This is a genomic window from Limnohabitans sp. Rim11 (assembly GCF_001269365.1).
In the GTDB taxonomy this organism is placed as follows: Bacteria; Pseudomonadota; Gammaproteobacteria; order Burkholderiales; family Burkholderiaceae_C; genus Limnohabitans_A.
On record NZ_CXOM01000001.1, the window covers coordinates 752,213 to 767,371 of the forward strand.

Sequence of the window (15,159 nt, forward strand, 5' to 3'; positions counted from 1 at the left end):
GAAAGCTGTTTGAAATGAATGCCCCATTGCCCAAAGAAGCCACTGAGTCTGCTGCAAATATCTACGAGCGTGTGTCTCAGAATTTCAACGAAGTTGCCGGCAAACTGGCTGCTCGCTTAAGTTCCGAAACGCAGGGCGAGGTTTTGTTTGGTGCTGCAGACCGCGGACGCTACGCCACCGATGCTTCTATCTATCAAGTCAAACCTGTGGGTGTGTTTGTACCAAGGTCTGCCCATGAAGTGCCCATGGCCATGGCCATCTGCCGCGATCTTGGGGTGCCCATTGTTCCGCGCGGCGGCGGTACCAGTCAGTGTGGCCAAACCACTGGCGCAGGCTTGGTCATTGACCACACCAAATACATCCGCAATGTGCTGGAGGTCGATCTTGATCAGCGCACTGTCGAAGTAGAGCCCGGTATCGTGCTCGATCATTTGAATGCTTCATTAAAGAAGCATGGTTTGTGGTTTCCTGTCGATGTGTCTACCAGCGCCCAAGCTACTTTGGGCGGCATGGCGGGCAACAATTCATGCGGTAGCCGCTCTATTGCCTACGGCAACATGGTGCACAACGTATTGGGTGCCAAAGCCTGGCTCAGCGATGGCACGCCCATTCAAATGGGCGCGTTTGATCAAAGTACAGGCAGTGCCAAAGCCATTGGCGAATTTGTACAACAGCTGGCGCTTCAATTAAAGCCAGAACTTGAAGCCCATTGGCCCAAAGTATTGCGCCGTGTGGCAGGCTACAACTTAGACATTTTTCACAACCAAAATGAAAAGCCCTATACGGGCGATGGCTCGGTCAACTTAGCGCATTTGCTGGTGGGCAGCGAAGGCACCTTGGCCATGACTCAATCGCTCACCCTGCAATTGAGCGAATTGCCCAAGGCCAAAGTATTGGGCGTTGTGAATTTCCCCACGTTTTATCAAGCCATGGATGCGGCGCAGCACATCGTAAAGTTAGGGCAGGGCCGCCTAACGGCTGTGGAGTTGGTCGATCGCACCATGATCGATTTGTCTTTGCAAAACCCCGCCTTTGCGCCCACCATCAGAACCGCCTTGATAGGCCAGCCCGAAGCCGTGTTGTTGGTGGAGTTTGCTGGCGCTGATAAAGCCAGCTTGTTGCCACACATGCGCCAGTTGGTAGAGCTCATGGGAGATTTGGGCTTGCCCAATAGCGTGGTTGAAATGGTTGACGACGCACCACAGAAAAACTTATGGGAAGTGCGCAAAGCAGGCCTCAACATCATGATGAGCCTGAAGGGCGATGGCAAACCAGTGAGCTTCATTGAAGACTGCGCGGTGCCATTGGTGCACTTGGCCGAATACACCGACGAGCTGACGCAGGTTTTCAAACGCCATGGCACCAAGGGCACTTGGTATGCGCACGCTTCTGTGGGTACTTTGCACGTTCGCCCCATCTTGGACATGCGCCGTGATGGCGCCAAGCGCATGCGTCAAATTGCAGAAGAGGCCAGTGCCCTGGTGCGCAAATACAAAGGCGCCTACAGCGGCGAGCATGGCGATGGCTTGTGCCGTGGTGAATGGATTGAATGGCAATTTGGTCCTCAAATTACGCAAGCCTTTGCCAGCATCAAGCAACATTTCGATCCACTTAATCTGTTGTCACCGCAGCGCATGGTCAATCCACCCAAAATGGACGACACCTCGCTCATGCGTTATGGCAATCAGTATCAAGTCATCCCCATTCAACCGGCGCTTGATTGGCAGTTGTGGAATGTTCAGAACGACCCAGCCACTGAGCAAACAACAGCGCCAGGTACCGGTGGCGACCCTGCACAAGGTTTTGCCAAAGCGGTAGAAATGTGCAACAACAATGGCACTTGCCGAAAGTTCGATGCAGGCACCATGTGCCCTAGCTATCGCGTCACACGCGATGAGCAGCACCTCACACGCGGCAGGGCCAATACTTTGCGTTTGGCCTTAAGTGGTCAGCTGGGCAAAGATGCCCTCAGCGGCGAAGAAGTTCAGCAAGCCATGGACTTGTGTGTTGGCTGCAAAGGTTGCAAGCGCGATTGCCCAACCGGCGTCGATATGGCGCGTATGAAAATTGAAACCACGCACCAATACAAATCGAAGCATGGCTTTACGCTGAAGGACCGTTTGATTGCACATCTGCCTCGCTATGCTCATTTGGCCGCGCCTTTTTCTGGGCTCTTGAATTTACGAAACAGCATGCCGTGGTTGGCCCAAGTGGCCGAAAATTTCACAGGCTTGTCGGCCAAGCGCAGTTGGCCAACTTGGCATTCAGATCATTTCTTCAATGCTGCAACGCAAGGCGTGACGCGTGAACAAGTGTTGCAGGCTGCAAAGCCAGTGGTGATGTTTGTGGACACCTTCAACGGCTACTTTGAATCAGAAAATGCTTTTGCGGCCATGCGTGTCTTGAAGGCTGCCGGTTACAGCGTGCATGTGGCCAGCAAAGAGGGCTTGAGCAATGAGACAGGCTCTAAGCACTTGTGCTGCGGCCGCACATATTTGGCCAATGGCATGGTTGACATGGCGCGCGAACAAGCCCGCGAACTGGTCAATGCGCTCTTGCCTTTTGCAGAAAAGAAAATTGCCATTGTTGGCTTAGAGCCTTCTTGCTTACTCACCTTGCGCGATGAGGCCTTGGTGCTTGGATTGGGCGAGGCGGCGCAAGTTGTGAGTCAACAAGCCATGTTGCTGGAAGAGTTTTTGGCCCGTGAAAATCAGAACAAGCAGTTGGTAGGTTTGAAGGAAAAACTAAATGCCGCTCAACAGCCCATTTTGTTGCACGGTCACTGCCACCAAAAAGCATTTGGTGTGATGTCGCCAGTGATGGAAGTCATTGGACTAATTCCCAACGCCAAGCCTGAGCTGATTGAAAGCAGTTGCTGCGGCATGGCGGGAAGTTTTGGCTACGAGGCAAGTCACCTTGACGTATCGATGCAGATGGCTGAGCTGAGTTTGCTGCCAGCTGTGCGGGCAAAAGCGGATGCCATTGTGGTGGCCGATGGCACCAGTTGCCGCCATCAAATTAAAGACGGTGCTAGTCGTGATGCCATTCACGTGGCACAGTTGTTAAGTCAACATTTAATGTGATTACCACCGCCCACGATGCCATTGGCTCTGAGCTTTTGAATTTGTTCTGAGCTCAAACCCATTTCTTTCAGAATGACATCGGTGTCTTGGCCTAGATCAGGCGCATTGCGACGATGTTGACCCGGCGTCAAGGACAGCTTGGGCACAAAGCCTGGAACTTTCAAGCTGCTGCCATCTGTCAGAGTGACTTGCTCCAACATGCCTCTGGCTTCGTAATGCGGATCAGCAGCAATGTCCGCTATGTCGTAAATGCGTCCAGCTGGCACAGATGCACTCTCTAAGGCGTGAAGCACTTCTTCCACGCTTTTTTGCAATGTCCAGTTTTCAATGGCTTGATCAATCTCTTCGACTCTTGCCACTCTTCCTGTGTTGTCTGAAAGGCTTGGATCATTGGCTAAATCGGTACGGCCAATCAGGTTCATCAAGCGTTTGAAAATACTATCGCCGTTGCCTGCAACCAATGCGTAGGCGCCATCTTTGCAGCGATAGGCATTGGTAGGTGCAATGCCCGGTAAAGCACTGCCAGCAGGACCACGTACTGCGCCGAAGGCGCTGTATTCAGGCAACAAGCTTTCCATGCAGTTAAACACCGATTCATACAAAGCGACATCAATCACTTGGCCTTTGCCGGTGGCATGGCGATGTTGAAGTGCAAGCAAGATACCGATCACGCCATGTAACGCAGAGAGGGTGTCGCCAATGCTCACCCCTACGCGCACAGGCACGCGACCTGGTTCTGCCGTTAAGTGACGCAAGCCGCCCATGGCCTCACCGATCACACCAAAACCTGGCCGATTGCGATAGGGGCCTGTTTGGCCGTACCCGCTAATGCGCAAGACAATTAATTTTGGATTTTGGGCAATGAGATCGTCAGGTGCAAGGTCCCAGCCCTCCATGGCGCCGGGGCGGAAATTTTCGATCAGGACATCGGCTTCCGTGGCCAGTTGGCGAACAATGCCCTGTCCCTCTGGTGTCCGAAGATCAAGTGCCAATGAGCGTTTGTTGCGCGATTGAACTTGCCACCAAACCGAAGTACCGTCTTTGAGTAGGCGCCATTTGCGCAGTGGATCGCCGCTGTCGGGTGCTTCAACTTTGATGACTTCTGCGCCGAAGTCGGCCAATGTTTTGGCTGCAAAGGGGCCTGCAATGAGTTGACCTAGTTCAAGAACTTTGAGGCCAGATAGAGCTGAGGAATTGGACGTTGCTTTCGAGTTCATGCTTAGCTTTTCACAACTTCAAATTGCGAAGTTTATGGCTTCATTGGTCAATATGTCTGTGGAATTGATCTGGGAGCACACAAGATTCATGGGGTAAACGCTAGTTTTAGGTGTATTTTCCAATCCCTATTCTAGGCAGGCGCAGTGCGGTAAAGGGTAGCGATGTAAATACCTTGGAACGATGTCGATTACGATACCACTCTAGTGTTGGCTTTTAATTAAAGAAAAATAAGCCATCTTACGAAAAGAAATATCTCACTCAATGGGAAAGTAAAGTGAATTTATCTCAACGCTTTTTGATGGCACTCGGTTTGTGCACTGTTTCAATCTCGCCTGCTTTGGCGCAAGCCGATTTTGCGCAAATGGCTGCCAAAGAGCCGGGTGCCCAAGTGACAAGCTCAGGCTTGGTTTACCGCTCGCTTCAAGAGGGGCAAGGTGCCAAACCAGTGGCCGCCGACAAAGTCAAGGTCCACTATCGCGGCACTTTGCCAGATGGCAAAGAATTTGACAGCTCCTACAAGCGCAACAAGCCCATTGATTTTCCTTTGACTGCCGTCATTCCTTGTTGGACAGAGGGCGTTCAATTGATGAAGGTCGGCGGCAAAGCCAAGCTGACTTGCCCACCCGCCATTGCCTACGGTTCACGCGGTGCAGGGGGTGTCATTCCGCCCAATGCCACATTGCAATTCGAAGTCGAACTCATTGCTATTGCAGGTCGATAAAGAAATCGACGCAGGTCCCAAACTTCAAAATATCTGTGAGCCAAAGTAAATGACCGATTTACCAACACCCGAACTCAAATTCTTTGCCGATCTTTCGGTTCAAGTTGATAAGCCGCAGGAAGTGGGCGACGCAGTGCACGGAAAGCGCCGTGTCATCCCTATTTTGGGCGGACAAGTTCAGGGGCAAGGTTGGACGGCACGCGTGCTACCAGGGGGTGCAGATTTTCAGTTGATTGTGAATCAAAGTTTGGCGGAATTGGACGCGCGTTATGTTTTGGAAACAGACGCAGGCGACCTAATTTTTGTGCAAAATCGCGCGGTTCGAACGGCATCGCCTGAAGTGATGGCGCGTTTAATTCGCGGTGAGCTTGTCGATCCAGCGCAAGTTTATTTTCGCTGTACACCGCAGTTTGAAACGGCCTCCAAGTCTCTTGCTTGGATCAGTGAAAAACTATTCATTGGAACGGGTGCGCGGCATCCCGATCGGGTTGTGATGCGGTTTTTTGAAGTTCTTTGAACTTTGATTTTTCAACAGCATTACAAAAGCAAGTGTTCGCATCCAACCTGCTTAGGCCTGCGCTTCATTAAATCAACGGTCTCAATGCTTGTGCTGTTTGTTGCAGCAATGGCAACCACCGGGTGGCCAAGTCAGGCGCGTTGGGGCCAGCGCCAGAGCGAACCAAGTTAAGCGCTGCAACCGTCTCGCCTCGTTCGTTGCGCAAAGGCACGGCCAAAGCGTCAACACCTAACTCATGCTCCTGTTTAGCGAGGCAATAGTCTTGTTGCGCAACGCGTTTGAGTTTTTTTCGCAAGTCTTTAACTTGAGTTGCGGTATGCGAAGTGAGTCGGCTTAAAGCGGAAGTGCTAAGCCAAGTTTTAAGCTGAGCGGCAGGCAGGTTGGCCAAAAGCACTTGCCCCGTCGATGTGGCGTGGGCTGGCAGCCTGGTGCCAACATGAAGCCCGTAAGCCAAAACGGTGTGGCTGGCTTTGACGGGGAGGTCAGAGCCTTGCCAGATGCCCCGCGCCACAATGATCACGGCGTCGTTTTGCAAGACCGCTACTGAGCAAGAAAGCTGCGTAGCCAAACTCAGTTGATGCAAAGTGGGTTGAACCGCTCGAGGCAAGCGTGCGCCCGACAAGTAACTGCCAGCAAACCCTAAAACCTTGGCCGACAGCCAGTAATACTGACCATCGGTTTCTAAATAACCAAGGTGTGCAAGGGTGAGCAAATGGCGTCTGGCCGTGGCACGCGTCAGTCCTGTTCGCTGAGCGGTGAGGGTGGCATTCAGGCGCTGCCGCTCGGTATCAAAGCTTTCCAAGACGGCCATGCCCCGGGCCATGCCTTCGATCCAGTCGGCTTTGTTGAAGGTGTTGATTAAGTTCGGTTGCGCGATCATCGTGCGGCTATTATATTCATCGTGCAGCATTCCGTACAAGACTTTGCGATAAGTCAAATGAGCCTTTAATCTTGACGCATACAGAGGTAAATGGAATTAGTCATGCGCACACAAGTAGTCATCGTTGGCGGCGGCCCATCGGGTTTGTTGTTGGGGCAGTTGCTGTACAAGGCAGGTGTAGACACCGTGATCTTGGAGAGACAAAGTGCAGATTACGTCCTAGGCCGAATTCGCGCGGGCGTGTTGGAACAAGTCACTTTGGATGTCCTTACGCAAGCTGGGGTAGACCAGCGAATGAACAAAGAAGGCTTGGTTCATACCGGCTTTGACTTGCTGTTCAAGGGCGAGCGGCACCGCATCGACTTGGAGAGCCTCACGGGTGGCAAAAAAGTCATGGTGTATGGCCAAACCGAAGTGACGCGCGATTTGATGGATGCCCGTGCAGCGGCAGGCCTAACCACCATTTACGAAGCCGGCGATGTTCAAATCCATAACTTTGACAGCGACCGTCCTCACGTCACTTACAGCAAAGACGGCGTCAGTCACACCATTGAGTGCGACTTTATTGCGGGCTGCGATGGCTTTCACGGTGTTTGCCGCGCCTCTGTGCCGCGTCAGTCAATCCAAGAATATGAAAAAGTTTATCCCTTCGGTTGGCTGGGTGTGTTGTCTGATACGCCGCCAGTGCATGAAGAGCTGATTTACGTCAACAGTCAACGCGGCTTTGCATTGTGTTCACAGCGCAGTCACACGCGCAGCCGTTATTACTTGCAAGTGCCATTGACCGACAAAGTAGAGCAATGGAGTGACGACGCATTTTGGACAGAGCTTCGTCACCGCTTAGACCCAGAAGCGCGCGAGCAATTGGTTACTGGCCCCAGCATTGAAAAAAGCATTGCCCCATTGCGCAGCTTTGTGACTGAGCCAATGCGCTTTGGCACCTTGTTCTTGGCCGGCGATGCGGCGCACATCGTGCCACCGACAGGCGCCAAAGGTTTGAATCTGGCTGCCACCGATGTGAAGTATTTGTCAGATGCCCTGATTGAGGCGTGTGTAGAAAAATCGCATGCCGGTATTGACCACTACTCAGCACGCTGCCTGGCCCGCATTTGGCGAGCCGAGCGCTTCTCTTGGTGGTTTACAAGTCTGATGCACAGCTTTCCCGAGCAGGGTGCCATTGGCCAGAAGTTTCAGGAAGCCGAATTGGATTACTTGGTGAACAGTGAGGCAGGTTCACGCACCATGGCAGAAAACTATGTGGGTTTGCCACTTAATTTTGGCGAGTGATAGGCAAATTTTTAGTGGCCTCACGCACGGATAAATTTGAAAATACCCCGCCATTCTTTTTCATAAATCGGGCAACAAATTCAGGATTGCACTTTGCGTAATCCCTAAATGCCCATCCAATGGCTTTGCGAATAAAAAACTCCGATTCGTTTGCCAATTGCAGTGCATAGCTGCTTAATCGGTCGGCGTCCGTATTGGTTTTCCAACCCAGCTGGTGAATCATCGCGGAACGTCTGACCCAAAAATCTGAATCTAGTATCCAGCCATCCATGACAGATTGGCTTGGTTGACCGATTCGTTTTTCGTTCAAAACAATGTCGCTAATGGCGCTTGACAGACTGTCTACCGTTTCCCACCATGAGTCTGTTTGAAGCAGTTTTTTAATGGCGGGTAAGTGTTCGATGCTCAAAATATTGGCATGCTGACTAAGCAAGTCGCAAGCCACATACCGATATTCTCGTTCTGGTTTTTTCCAAAGTGATTTGGCAATTTGAAGAATCAATTCAGGGTCTTTGGGAAGCTTGGGTAGATTTTTTGAAAGCTCACGTCGGATGGGTGTTTGAATGCCCAAGAACTCAAATTGATGGCGCAAATAGGCTTTCATTTCAATTGCCCGTTGTGGATTGGCGCTGGCGCTAAGTAGTTCAACGACTAAGGCTGTATATTCCTTATGATTCATGACTTCCCCCCTCGCTTTTGGTCATTGTAATTTCGTGTGCACCAACTTCACGCCAACCAAAAATACCCAATGGGTCAAAGACACTCTGGGTGTCGAAATTCCACTTGAATTTCCATCAGAGTCATACCCAGGCTTTGCATCCCCCATCGTTGTCCAAAGTCATCAGACCCAACGGGTTGCTTCAGGCTTAGCCAAGTTTGGTCTGATTCCAGCGTGGGCCAAAGACGACAAAATTGCGCGACACACCTACAACGCTCGAAGTGAAACTGCTTCACAAAAACCAAGTTTTAGATCTGCATGGCGCAACCGTCAATTTGGTTTGGTGCTGTGCGACAACTTCTATGAACCCAGTTACGAGTCGGGCAAGGCCGTCAGATGGAAAATTGAGCGTGCTGACCAACAGCCTTTTGGCATTGCTTGCCTTTGGGATCGTTGGACCGATCCAAGCTCCGGTGAGTTGGTGGTTAGTTTTTCGATGCTAACGGTCAATGCCGACGAGCATCCGGTCATGAACCAATTTCACAAACCAGGCGACGAAAAACGCACGCCTGTGATTATTTCGCCGGAGTATCATGGTGCTTGGCTTGGCGCGCAGTTGGATGAAGCGAAAGATTGGATGTCTTGGCATCACATGCCATCACTTAAGGCCAGCGCAAGCCCTCGCATCGCACTTTAAAAGTCTCTGTTCAGATTAGGAATTCAACCTATGCCACGCATGCCTTCTATCTTCATCCCTCATGGTGGCGGCCCATCCTTTTTTATGACCGGCGAGCGGAAAATCCAATACCAGCCTACCGAAGATTTCTTGCGCAGTGTTCAACACTTGTTGCCTGAAAAGCCTAAAACCATTTTGATCATTACTGCCCACTGGGAAACTCGCACACCTAGTTTTACGGGGGGTACAAATCCTGGTTTGATTTTTGACTATTTCGGTTTTCCGCCAGAGACCTACGAGTTAACTTACCCAGCGCTTGGTTCGCCATCACTGGCCCAGCGTGCAGCTGACTTACTCAAAGAAGCCGGTTTGCCGGCATTGGTGGAGACCGACTACGGCTGGGACCATGGGGTTTTCATACCGCTCAAGGTGATGTACCCAGAGGCCGATGTGCCAGTGGTGGCCATGTCATTGCATGAGAGTTTGAATCCGGAATTGCATGCTCATTTTGGCCGCGCTTTGGCGCCTCTGCGTGACGAAGGCGTGCTGATTGTGGGCTCAGGTATGAGTTATCACAACTTACGTCACTTTGCGGACTACGCGCCAGAGTCGTTTGCTTTTCACGATTGGATAGACCAAGCGGTACAAGGCTCGTGGCAAGAACGGTGCGACCAACTCGGCAACTGGCACGCAGCACCAGGGGGTCGAGCCTCGCACCCAAGGGAGGAGCACTTGCTACCCTTGATGGTAGCAAGCGGTGCGGGCTCAGACTTGCCTGGTCGCGTTATTTGGCGGGGTTCAGTTGGCCCAACTTGTATTGGTGCTTGGGCGTTTGATTAACACCGGTCATTTGTTGCACCACAATGTCTGCCACCATGTCCGCCGTCATAGCCGACAAGGTCCATCCTAAGTGGCCGTGGCCCGTGTTGTAAAACACATTGGCGGCCTTGCCGCGTCCCACCTTGGGCATCATGTTGGGCATCATGGGGCGTAGGCCTGCCCAAGAAACCACCGAGCGTGTGTTGATTTTCGGAAAGCACTGCTGCACCCAATCGATCAATGGCTTGATGCGGTCGGCACGAATGTCTTTGTTGTAGCCATTGAACTCTGCTGTGCCGGCCACACGGAATCGGTCTACACCCAAGCGGCTGGTGACCAGTTTGGTTTCGTCGTCCAACAGGCTGACTTGAGGTGCGCCTGCTTGGCTCTCCTGGTCGTTCAAATTGACTGTGATGGAGTAACCCTTCACCGGATAAATATTCACTCTGTCGCCCAGCTGCGCAGCAAATTGTTTGCTTGCCACACCCGCACACACAACCACGCCATCGAAGCTGTGCACCGTGGGTGGTGAATCGGTGTGCGCCACCTTGATGGTGGCTGTCTGGTTGTCTGAAGAGACCGATGTCACGTCTTGATCGTAAAGCGTTCGCACGCCCAATCGTTGCGCGGCCAAGGCCAGCCCTGTGGTGAACTTGTGAATATCGCCAGTGGAGTCACTCTCGGTAAAGTATCCACCGTAATAGTTGCCTGCCAAGGTGGGCTCGATGGCCTTCATTTCTTCGGGGGTGACCGCTTGTCTGGGCAGGCCGCCTTTGGCCAGCAGGGCAGAGACCTTGCCCGCGTGATCAAAGCCTTTTTTGTCACGATAAATATGCAAGATACCTTGCTTCTTTAAGTCGAAGTCAATGCGCTCTTCGTGAGCCCATGCAAATAAGTGCTGGCGTGCAGCTACAGCCAAGCGAGCTGTTTCTACCGTATTGCGCTCGTAGTCTTTCATGGAGGCCATGAACTCGGCAAACCAAGAAATTTTGTGCCAACTGGGTTTGGGGTTGACTAACAGCGGCGCATCGCTTTTGAGCATCCACTTCAAGCCTTTCAGAATGGTCGAGTGATGCGTCCAAACTTCAGCATTGGAAGCAGAGAGTTGGCCCCCATTGGCAAACGAGGTTTCCATGGCGGCATAGCGATGGCGCTCAAACAAAGTAACGGCAAAGCCTTGTTTGGCCAAAGCGTACGCGGTGGTGATGCCAGTAATGCCACCACCGATGACTGCAATTTTTTTCATGATTAAATCGTTTTAGAAAAATATTTTTGAACCAAGTGAACCCAGTAGGCCGAACCTGTGGCGATGTTGTCATCGTTGAAGTCGTAGCCAGGGTTGTGCACCATACAGGCACCTGCTGAGTCGCCATCGCCGTTGCCAATGAGTAAATAGCTGCCAGGAATCTTTTCCAGCATGAAGGCAAAATCTTCGCTGCCTGTCAGGGGCGGGCCATTGGCAATGACTTTGTCGGCGCCTACCAGTTCCAAACCAACTTCTCTTGCAAAGTTGGTTTCTTCAACGGTGTTCACCAACACGCAATAGCCCTCGCGCCAATCGACATGGCCCTTGACGCCAAAGCTTTCTGCTTGCAGGGCCACCAGCGATTTGATGCGTTGTTCTAACAGTCGACGAACAGCGGGATCCAATGCGCGAACGCTTAGCTCTAACTGAGCCGATGCGGGTATGACATTGTTGGCTTTTCCGGAATGAACAGAGCCGACTGTAACAACGGCAGTGTGCAGGGGATCCACATTGCGCGAAACCACGGTCTGAAGTGCCATAACCAAGGAGGCTGCAGCAACGATGGGATCGGCTGCGCGGTGAGGCATAGCGCCATGGCCACCAGTGCCTTCCAGCCGAATGCTGACATAGTCGCTAGAAGCCATGGCAGCACCTTCGCGAAATACCAAATGGCCTGTGGGCACGCCAGGCATGTTGTGCATGGCAAAAATGGCTTCACATGGAAACAGCTCAAAGAGGCCATCTTGCATCATGCGCAGAGCACCGCCGCCGCCTTCTTCTGCCGGCTGAAAAATGAGGTGCAAAGTACCGTCAAAATCTGCGTTTCGGGCCAACTCATGCGCTGCAGCCAGCAGCATGGCCGTATGACCATCGTGGCCACACGCATGCATCAAACCAAGTTTTGTACTGGCCCATTCTGCGCCGCTGTCTTCTTGAATGGGCAGGGCGTCCATGTCTGCACGAAGTCCTAGGGTGCGAGTACTGGTGCCACGCTTGAGTGTGCCCACAACACCTGTGCCGCCTAGGCCGCGATGCACAGCGTAACCCCATGCTTCTAACTTGGAGGCAACCAGTTCTGATGTGCGATGTTCTTCAAACGCCAACTCCGGATGACGGTGAATATCACGTCGGAGTTGAATGAATTCACCCACTCTGGCTGTGAGGGCTTCGCGCAGGTAGCTCATGCTTATTGGGGTTGCAAGTTGATGGACTTGGCAATGGCGCGGAACTGAGCTGTGCCATCGGTATAAGCTTTGTCAACGGCTTGCAAAGACAGTGGCTTGGCAACCAGTTGGCTGTTGGCTTCTAAGCCGTTGCGAACAGCGGGGTCACTCAAAGCGTCCGTGATGGTTTTGTGAATGACTTGAACGATGGGTTCGGGCGTATCTTTTTTCACAAAATAACCCGTCCAAATGTTGAACGTGAAGTTCTTCAAAGACTTGCTTTCAGAAATGGCTGGGTAAGCTTTGACAGATTCCAAACGCTCGCTGTTCAGCATGGCCAAGACTTTGACCTTGCCTTGCTTTTGCAACTCGTCATAGGCTTTGCCAAAGGGTGCCAAAAAGATATCGACTTGGCCGCCAATCAAGTCTTGGTTTGCAGGCGCAGCGCCTTTGTAGGGGATGTGCGTCATGGGGATGTTGGTTGTCTTAGACAAGTGCTCGCCCAGCAGGTGATAGAAAGAACCTGGGCCCACACTGGCGTAAGTAATGGGGCGACCTGCCTGTGCTTCTTTGCGTGCATAGTCCAAAAATTCGTCGACGTTGTTCACGGGCAAATCTTTGCGTGCCAAGAAACCAATTTGCGCAGTGGCAATCATTTGAACCAAGCGGAAGTCTTCGCTCTTGAACTTGACTGCAGAAATAGCCAAAGGTGCCAAGATCAGCTCGTTGGGAGAGCCTTGAAAAATGATCTGACCATCAGAAGGTGCGCTCAGAACTTTTTGAGCGGCAATGGCGCCACTGGCCCCCCCCAAGTTGTCAACAATGACGGGTTGACCCAAGTTTTTTGACAAGGTGTTGTTCACGGTACGGGCAATCACATCAGACAAACCGCCGGCGGGGTAGGGCACCAAAAGAGTCACGGGCTTGCTTGGGTAAGCTTGTGCAAAAACGGAGCCGGCCACCAACAGCGTCGCAACGGCTGACACGACTTGCTTGATGCTTTGTTCAAAGACTGTTTTCATGCTGCATTCCTTTTGAGTGTGTGATTAAAAAATTGATCGGTGTGTGCACTTTAAAAACACCACAATTTAAAGTCCAATGCATAATAATATGCATTAGCATAATTTAAATGCATAGGTGGTGGCGCATGACTTTGGTTCAACTCAAGCACTTCTTGGATCTGGCCAGTACGGGCTCATTCAGCAAATCTGCTGAAAAACTGTTTCTAACGCAACCCGCGTTAAGCCGCAGCATCAAGTCATTGGAAGACGAATTAGGTCAGCCTTTGTTTGACAGGGTGGGACGCAAAAATGAACTGACGGCTTTTGGCAAACACATCTTGCTGCAGGCCAAAGATTTACTGGCTGCTGCGCAGCACCTCAAGCACAGCAGTCAAGAACTTTTGAGCGGTCAAACCGGTCAGGTCAAATTGGGCTTGGGTTCGGGGCCTGGCGCCTTGTGGATGACGCCTTTGCTGACGCACATGGCCACAGAATTTCCGCAAGCGCGTCTGGACATAGCAAGAGGCGCCACGCCCATGTTGGTTCAGCAATTACGCGATCGAACATTGGACGCATTGATCTTAGACATTCGTTCACTGAGCCCCGCCAATGATTTGCAAGTCGAACCGCTGTGCGAGTTACCTGGCGCGTTCATGTGCCGCAAAGGCCATCCTTTGGCCAAATTGAAGAGCGTGCGTTTAGAGCAAGTGTGTGCATATCCAGTAGCTTCAACGCCTCTCAGTGACGAAGTCGCCCGCGTCTTGATCGAACGTTATGGTCCCCAGGCGCACCCGGATCAAATGGTCAAGCTTAGGTGTGAAGAAATTTCCAGTTTGTTGGATGTGGCCAGGAGCACACAAACGGTGGTGGTGGCCGTGCGTGCACTTGCGCCAGACTTGGTTGAATTGAAGATGTCACCGCCCTTGAATGCCAACGCCCGGTTCGGATGGGTCACTTTGAAGTCCAGAACAGAGTCGCCTTTGGCTAGATTGTTGTTTCAGGCGGCCCGAAGCATGCTTGAACGTGGGCGACAGTAGCCTCTGCAAACTTTTTTCAAATGACTAAACTAACCCTTTTGAACAGGTAGTCCAATGAATAGATTTAGTGGCAAAGTCGCGGTAGTGACGGGTGCAGGTTGTATTGCATCGGGATGGGGAAATGGGCGCGCCATGGCAGTGCGTTTGGCAGAAGAAGGGGCTCTGGTATTTGCGGTGGACCGCGATGCCGCAAGTCTTGACGAAACATTGACCCGAGCGGGCAGCGCCAGCAATTCGATTCACACGCATGTTTGCGACGTGACCAATTCAAATAGCGTTCAAGCCATGGTCCAGGCATGCTTGGAAAAATACAAGACCATCGACATTCTCATTAATAACGTGGGCGGTTCTGCTGCAGGTGGCCCCGTTGAAATGACCGAGGAAGTTTGGGATTCGCAGTTCAACGTGAATTTGAAAAGTGTCTTTTTGACTTGCAAACATGTTTTGCCAACTATGATTGCCAACAAACGTGGCGCTATTGTCAATGTGGCATCGACATCCGGCACGCGTTGGACAGGCAGTGCACAAGTGGCCTATGCCGCCGCCAAAGCGGGCGTGATTCAAATGTCCAAAGTGGTGGCAGTTCAGCACGCGCCCTATGGCATCAGGGTTAACACAGTGGTCCCTGGTCAACTGAACACACCCATGGTGGAAGCCCGATTGGCCAAGCAAAGAACTGGCGGCGATGTAGAGGCATTGCTGGCGGCAAGGGTCAAGCGAATTCCCTTGGGATTTATGGGCGATGGCCGCGATACAGCCAGCGCAGCCTTATTTTTGGCCAGCGATGAAGCACAATTTATTACCGGCACAGAAATTGTGGTGGACGGCGGTATGACCGCTCGTTGTGATTGAT

Annotated in this window: 14 protein-coding genes; 8 read left to right on the forward strand and 6 right to left on the reverse strand. The window is 51.9% G+C overall.

The genetic code is table 11. From position 1 onward, the window contains the following. Nucleotides 1-14: 14 nt before the first annotated feature. Nucleotides 15-3,083 (forward strand): FAD-binding and (Fe-S)-binding domain-containing protein, encoded by a 3,069-nt coding sequence (locus tag AMM03_RS03680; protein ID WP_090129066.1) that lies wholly within the window; start codon nt 15-17, stop codon nt 3,081-3,083. On the opposite strand, the gene AMM03_RS03685 is transcribed toward AMM03_RS03680, so the two are convergent. Then, on the reverse strand, nt 3,068-4,300 hold the full coding sequence (locus AMM03_RS03685; RefSeq protein ID WP_090129067.1) for a CaiB/BaiF CoA transferase family protein: 1,233 nt from the start codon (nt 4,298-4,300) through the stop codon (nt 3,068-3,070). The genes AMM03_RS03680 and AMM03_RS03685 overlap by 16 nt on opposite strands. A 299-nt stretch (nt 4,301-4,599) precedes the next feature. On the opposite strand from AMM03_RS03685, the gene AMM03_RS03690 reads away from it, so the two are divergent. Together AMM03_RS03690 and AMM03_RS03695 are read left to right on the forward strand one after the other, a co-directional pair. Continuing rightward, nucleotides 4,600-5,022 (forward strand): FKBP-type peptidyl-prolyl cis-trans isomerase, encoded by a 423-nt coding sequence (locus AMM03_RS03690; protein WP_194942773.1) that lies wholly within the window; start codon nt 4,600-4,602, stop codon nt 5,020-5,022. A 49-nt stretch (nt 5,023-5,071) separates the two neighbouring features. Further along, nucleotides 5,072-5,539 carry a DUF3237 domain-containing protein gene (locus tag AMM03_RS03695; RefSeq protein ID WP_090129068.1) on the forward strand — a complete coding sequence of 156 codons (468 nt, stop codon included), beginning with the start codon at nt 5,072-5,074 and terminating at the stop codon, nt 5,537-5,539. 67 nt (nt 5,540-5,606) lie between these two features. Here the strand turns inward: AMM03_RS03695 and AMM03_RS03700 are convergent, their stop codons facing one another. After that, on the reverse strand, nt 5,607-6,419 hold the full coding sequence (locus tag AMM03_RS03700; RefSeq protein ID WP_090129069.1) for an IclR family transcriptional regulator domain-containing protein: 813 nt from the start codon (nt 6,417-6,419) through the stop codon (nt 5,607-5,609). A gap of 102 nt (nt 6,420-6,521) precedes the next feature. Between AMM03_RS03700 and pobA the strand changes: the two genes are divergently transcribed. Further along, nucleotides 6,522-7,706 (forward strand): 4-hydroxybenzoate 3-monooxygenase, encoded by a 1,185-nt coding sequence (gene pobA / locus AMM03_RS03705; protein ID WP_090129335.1) that lies wholly within the window; start codon nt 6,522-6,524, stop codon nt 7,704-7,706. Here pobA and AMM03_RS03710 read toward each other — a convergent pair. Further along, nucleotides 7,690-8,385 carry a DNA alkylation repair protein gene (locus tag AMM03_RS03710; RefSeq protein WP_090129070.1) on the reverse strand — a complete coding sequence of 232 codons (696 nt, stop codon included), beginning with the start codon at nt 8,383-8,385 and terminating at the stop codon, nt 7,690-7,692. The genes pobA and AMM03_RS03710 overlap by 17 nt on opposite strands. Here AMM03_RS03710 and AMM03_RS03715 point away from each other — a divergent pair. Next, the gene (locus tag AMM03_RS03715; RefSeq protein WP_228764548.1) at nt 8,384-9,061 is read left to right on the forward strand and encodes an SOS response-associated peptidase; all 678 of its coding nucleotides are present in this window, start codon (nt 8,384-8,386) and stop codon (nt 9,059-9,061) included. The two genes, AMM03_RS03710 and AMM03_RS03715, sit on opposite strands and share 2 nt — an antisense overlap. A gap of 30 nt (nt 9,062-9,091) precedes the next feature. After that, the gene (locus AMM03_RS03720; RefSeq protein WP_228764549.1) at nt 9,092-9,880 is read left to right on the forward strand and encodes a DODA-type extradiol aromatic ring-opening family dioxygenase; all 789 of its coding nucleotides are present in this window, start codon (nt 9,092-9,094) and stop codon (nt 9,878-9,880) included. Here the strand turns inward: AMM03_RS03720 and AMM03_RS03725 are convergent. From AMM03_RS03725 to AMM03_RS03735, 3 genes are read right to left on the reverse strand one after another with little or no spacing between them, the layout of a single operon-like run. Beyond that, nucleotides 9,825-11,105, reverse strand: a complete 1,281-nt coding sequence (locus tag AMM03_RS03725; RefSeq protein WP_090129072.1) for a D-amino acid dehydrogenase — start codon at nt 11,103-11,105, stop codon at nt 9,825-9,827. The two genes, AMM03_RS03720 and AMM03_RS03725, sit on opposite strands and share 56 nt — an antisense overlap. A 2-nt stretch (nt 11,106-11,107) precedes the next feature. Next, a complete protein-coding gene (locus AMM03_RS03730; RefSeq protein WP_090129073.1) occupies nt 11,108-12,289 on the reverse strand; it encodes a M20 aminoacylase family protein in 1,182 nt (393 codons plus the stop codon). A 2-nt stretch (nt 12,290-12,291) separates the two neighbouring features. Further along, nucleotides 12,292-13,290 carry a Bug family tripartite tricarboxylate transporter substrate binding protein gene (locus AMM03_RS03735; protein WP_090129074.1) on the reverse strand — a complete coding sequence of 333 codons (999 nt, stop codon included), beginning with the start codon at nt 13,288-13,290 and terminating at the stop codon, nt 12,292-12,294. 125 nt (nt 13,291-13,415) lie between these two features. Between AMM03_RS03735 and AMM03_RS03740 the strand changes: the two genes are divergently transcribed. Together AMM03_RS03740 and AMM03_RS03745 are read left to right on the forward strand one after the other, a co-directional pair. Further along, nucleotides 13,416-14,306: a LysR family transcriptional regulator gene (locus tag AMM03_RS03740; RefSeq protein WP_090129075.1), complete on the forward strand. Its 891-nt coding sequence runs from the start codon at nt 13,416-13,418 to the stop codon at nt 14,304-14,306. A 54-nt stretch (nt 14,307-14,360) separates the two neighbouring features. Further along, nucleotides 14,361-15,158, forward strand: a complete 798-nt coding sequence (locus AMM03_RS03745) for an SDR family NAD(P)-dependent oxidoreductase (protein WP_090129076.1) — start codon at nt 14,361-14,363, stop codon at nt 15,156-15,158. The last annotated feature ends 1 nt before the right edge of the window (nt 15,159 follow it).

Bases quoted from the DNA above. Each gene is read 5' to 3' on its own strand.
- AMM03_RS03680 (WP_090129066.1), top strand. From the start codon at position 15: ATGAATGCCCCATTGCCCAAAGAAGCCACTGAGTCTGCTGCAAATATC.
- AMM03_RS03685 (WP_090129067.1), bottom strand. From the start codon at position 4,300: ATGAACTCGAAAGCAACGTCCAATTCCTCAGCTCTATCTGGCCTCAAA.
- AMM03_RS03690 (WP_194942773.1), top strand. From the start codon at position 4,600: ATGGCACTCGGTTTGTGCACTGTTTCAATCTCGCCTGCTTTGGCGCAA.
- AMM03_RS03695 (WP_090129068.1), top strand. From the start codon at position 5,072: ATGACCGATTTACCAACACCCGAACTCAAATTCTTTGCCGATCTTTCG.
- AMM03_RS03700 (WP_090129069.1), bottom strand. From the start codon at position 6,419: ATGATCGCGCAACCGAACTTAATCAACACCTTCAACAAAGCCGACTGG.
- pobA (WP_090129335.1), top strand. From the start codon at position 6,522: ATGCGCACACAAGTAGTCATCGTTGGCGGCGGCCCATCGGGTTTGTTG.
- AMM03_RS03715 (WP_228764548.1), top strand. From the start codon at position 8,384: ATGACTTCCCCCCTCGCTTTTGGTCATTGTAATTTCGTGTGCACCAAC.
- AMM03_RS03710 (WP_090129070.1), bottom strand. From the start codon at position 8,385: ATGAATCATAAGGAATATACAGCCTTAGTCGTTGAACTACTTAGCGCC.
- AMM03_RS03720 (WP_228764549.1), top strand. From the start codon at position 9,092: ATGCCACGCATGCCTTCTATCTTCATCCCTCATGGTGGCGGCCCATCC.
- AMM03_RS03725 (WP_090129072.1), bottom strand. From the start codon at position 11,105: ATGAAAAAAATTGCAGTCATCGGTGGTGGCATTACTGGCATCACCACC.
- AMM03_RS03730 (WP_090129073.1), bottom strand. From the start codon at position 12,289: ATGAGCTACCTGCGCGAAGCCCTCACAGCCAGAGTGGGTGAATTCATT.
- AMM03_RS03735 (WP_090129074.1), bottom strand. From the start codon at position 13,290: ATGAAAACAGTCTTTGAACAAAGCATCAAGCAAGTCGTGTCAGCCGTT.
- AMM03_RS03740 (WP_090129075.1), top strand. From the start codon at position 13,416: ATGACTTTGGTTCAACTCAAGCACTTCTTGGATCTGGCCAGTACGGGC.
- AMM03_RS03745 (WP_090129076.1), top strand. From the start codon at position 14,361: ATGAATAGATTTAGTGGCAAAGTCGCGGTAGTGACGGGTGCAGGTTGT.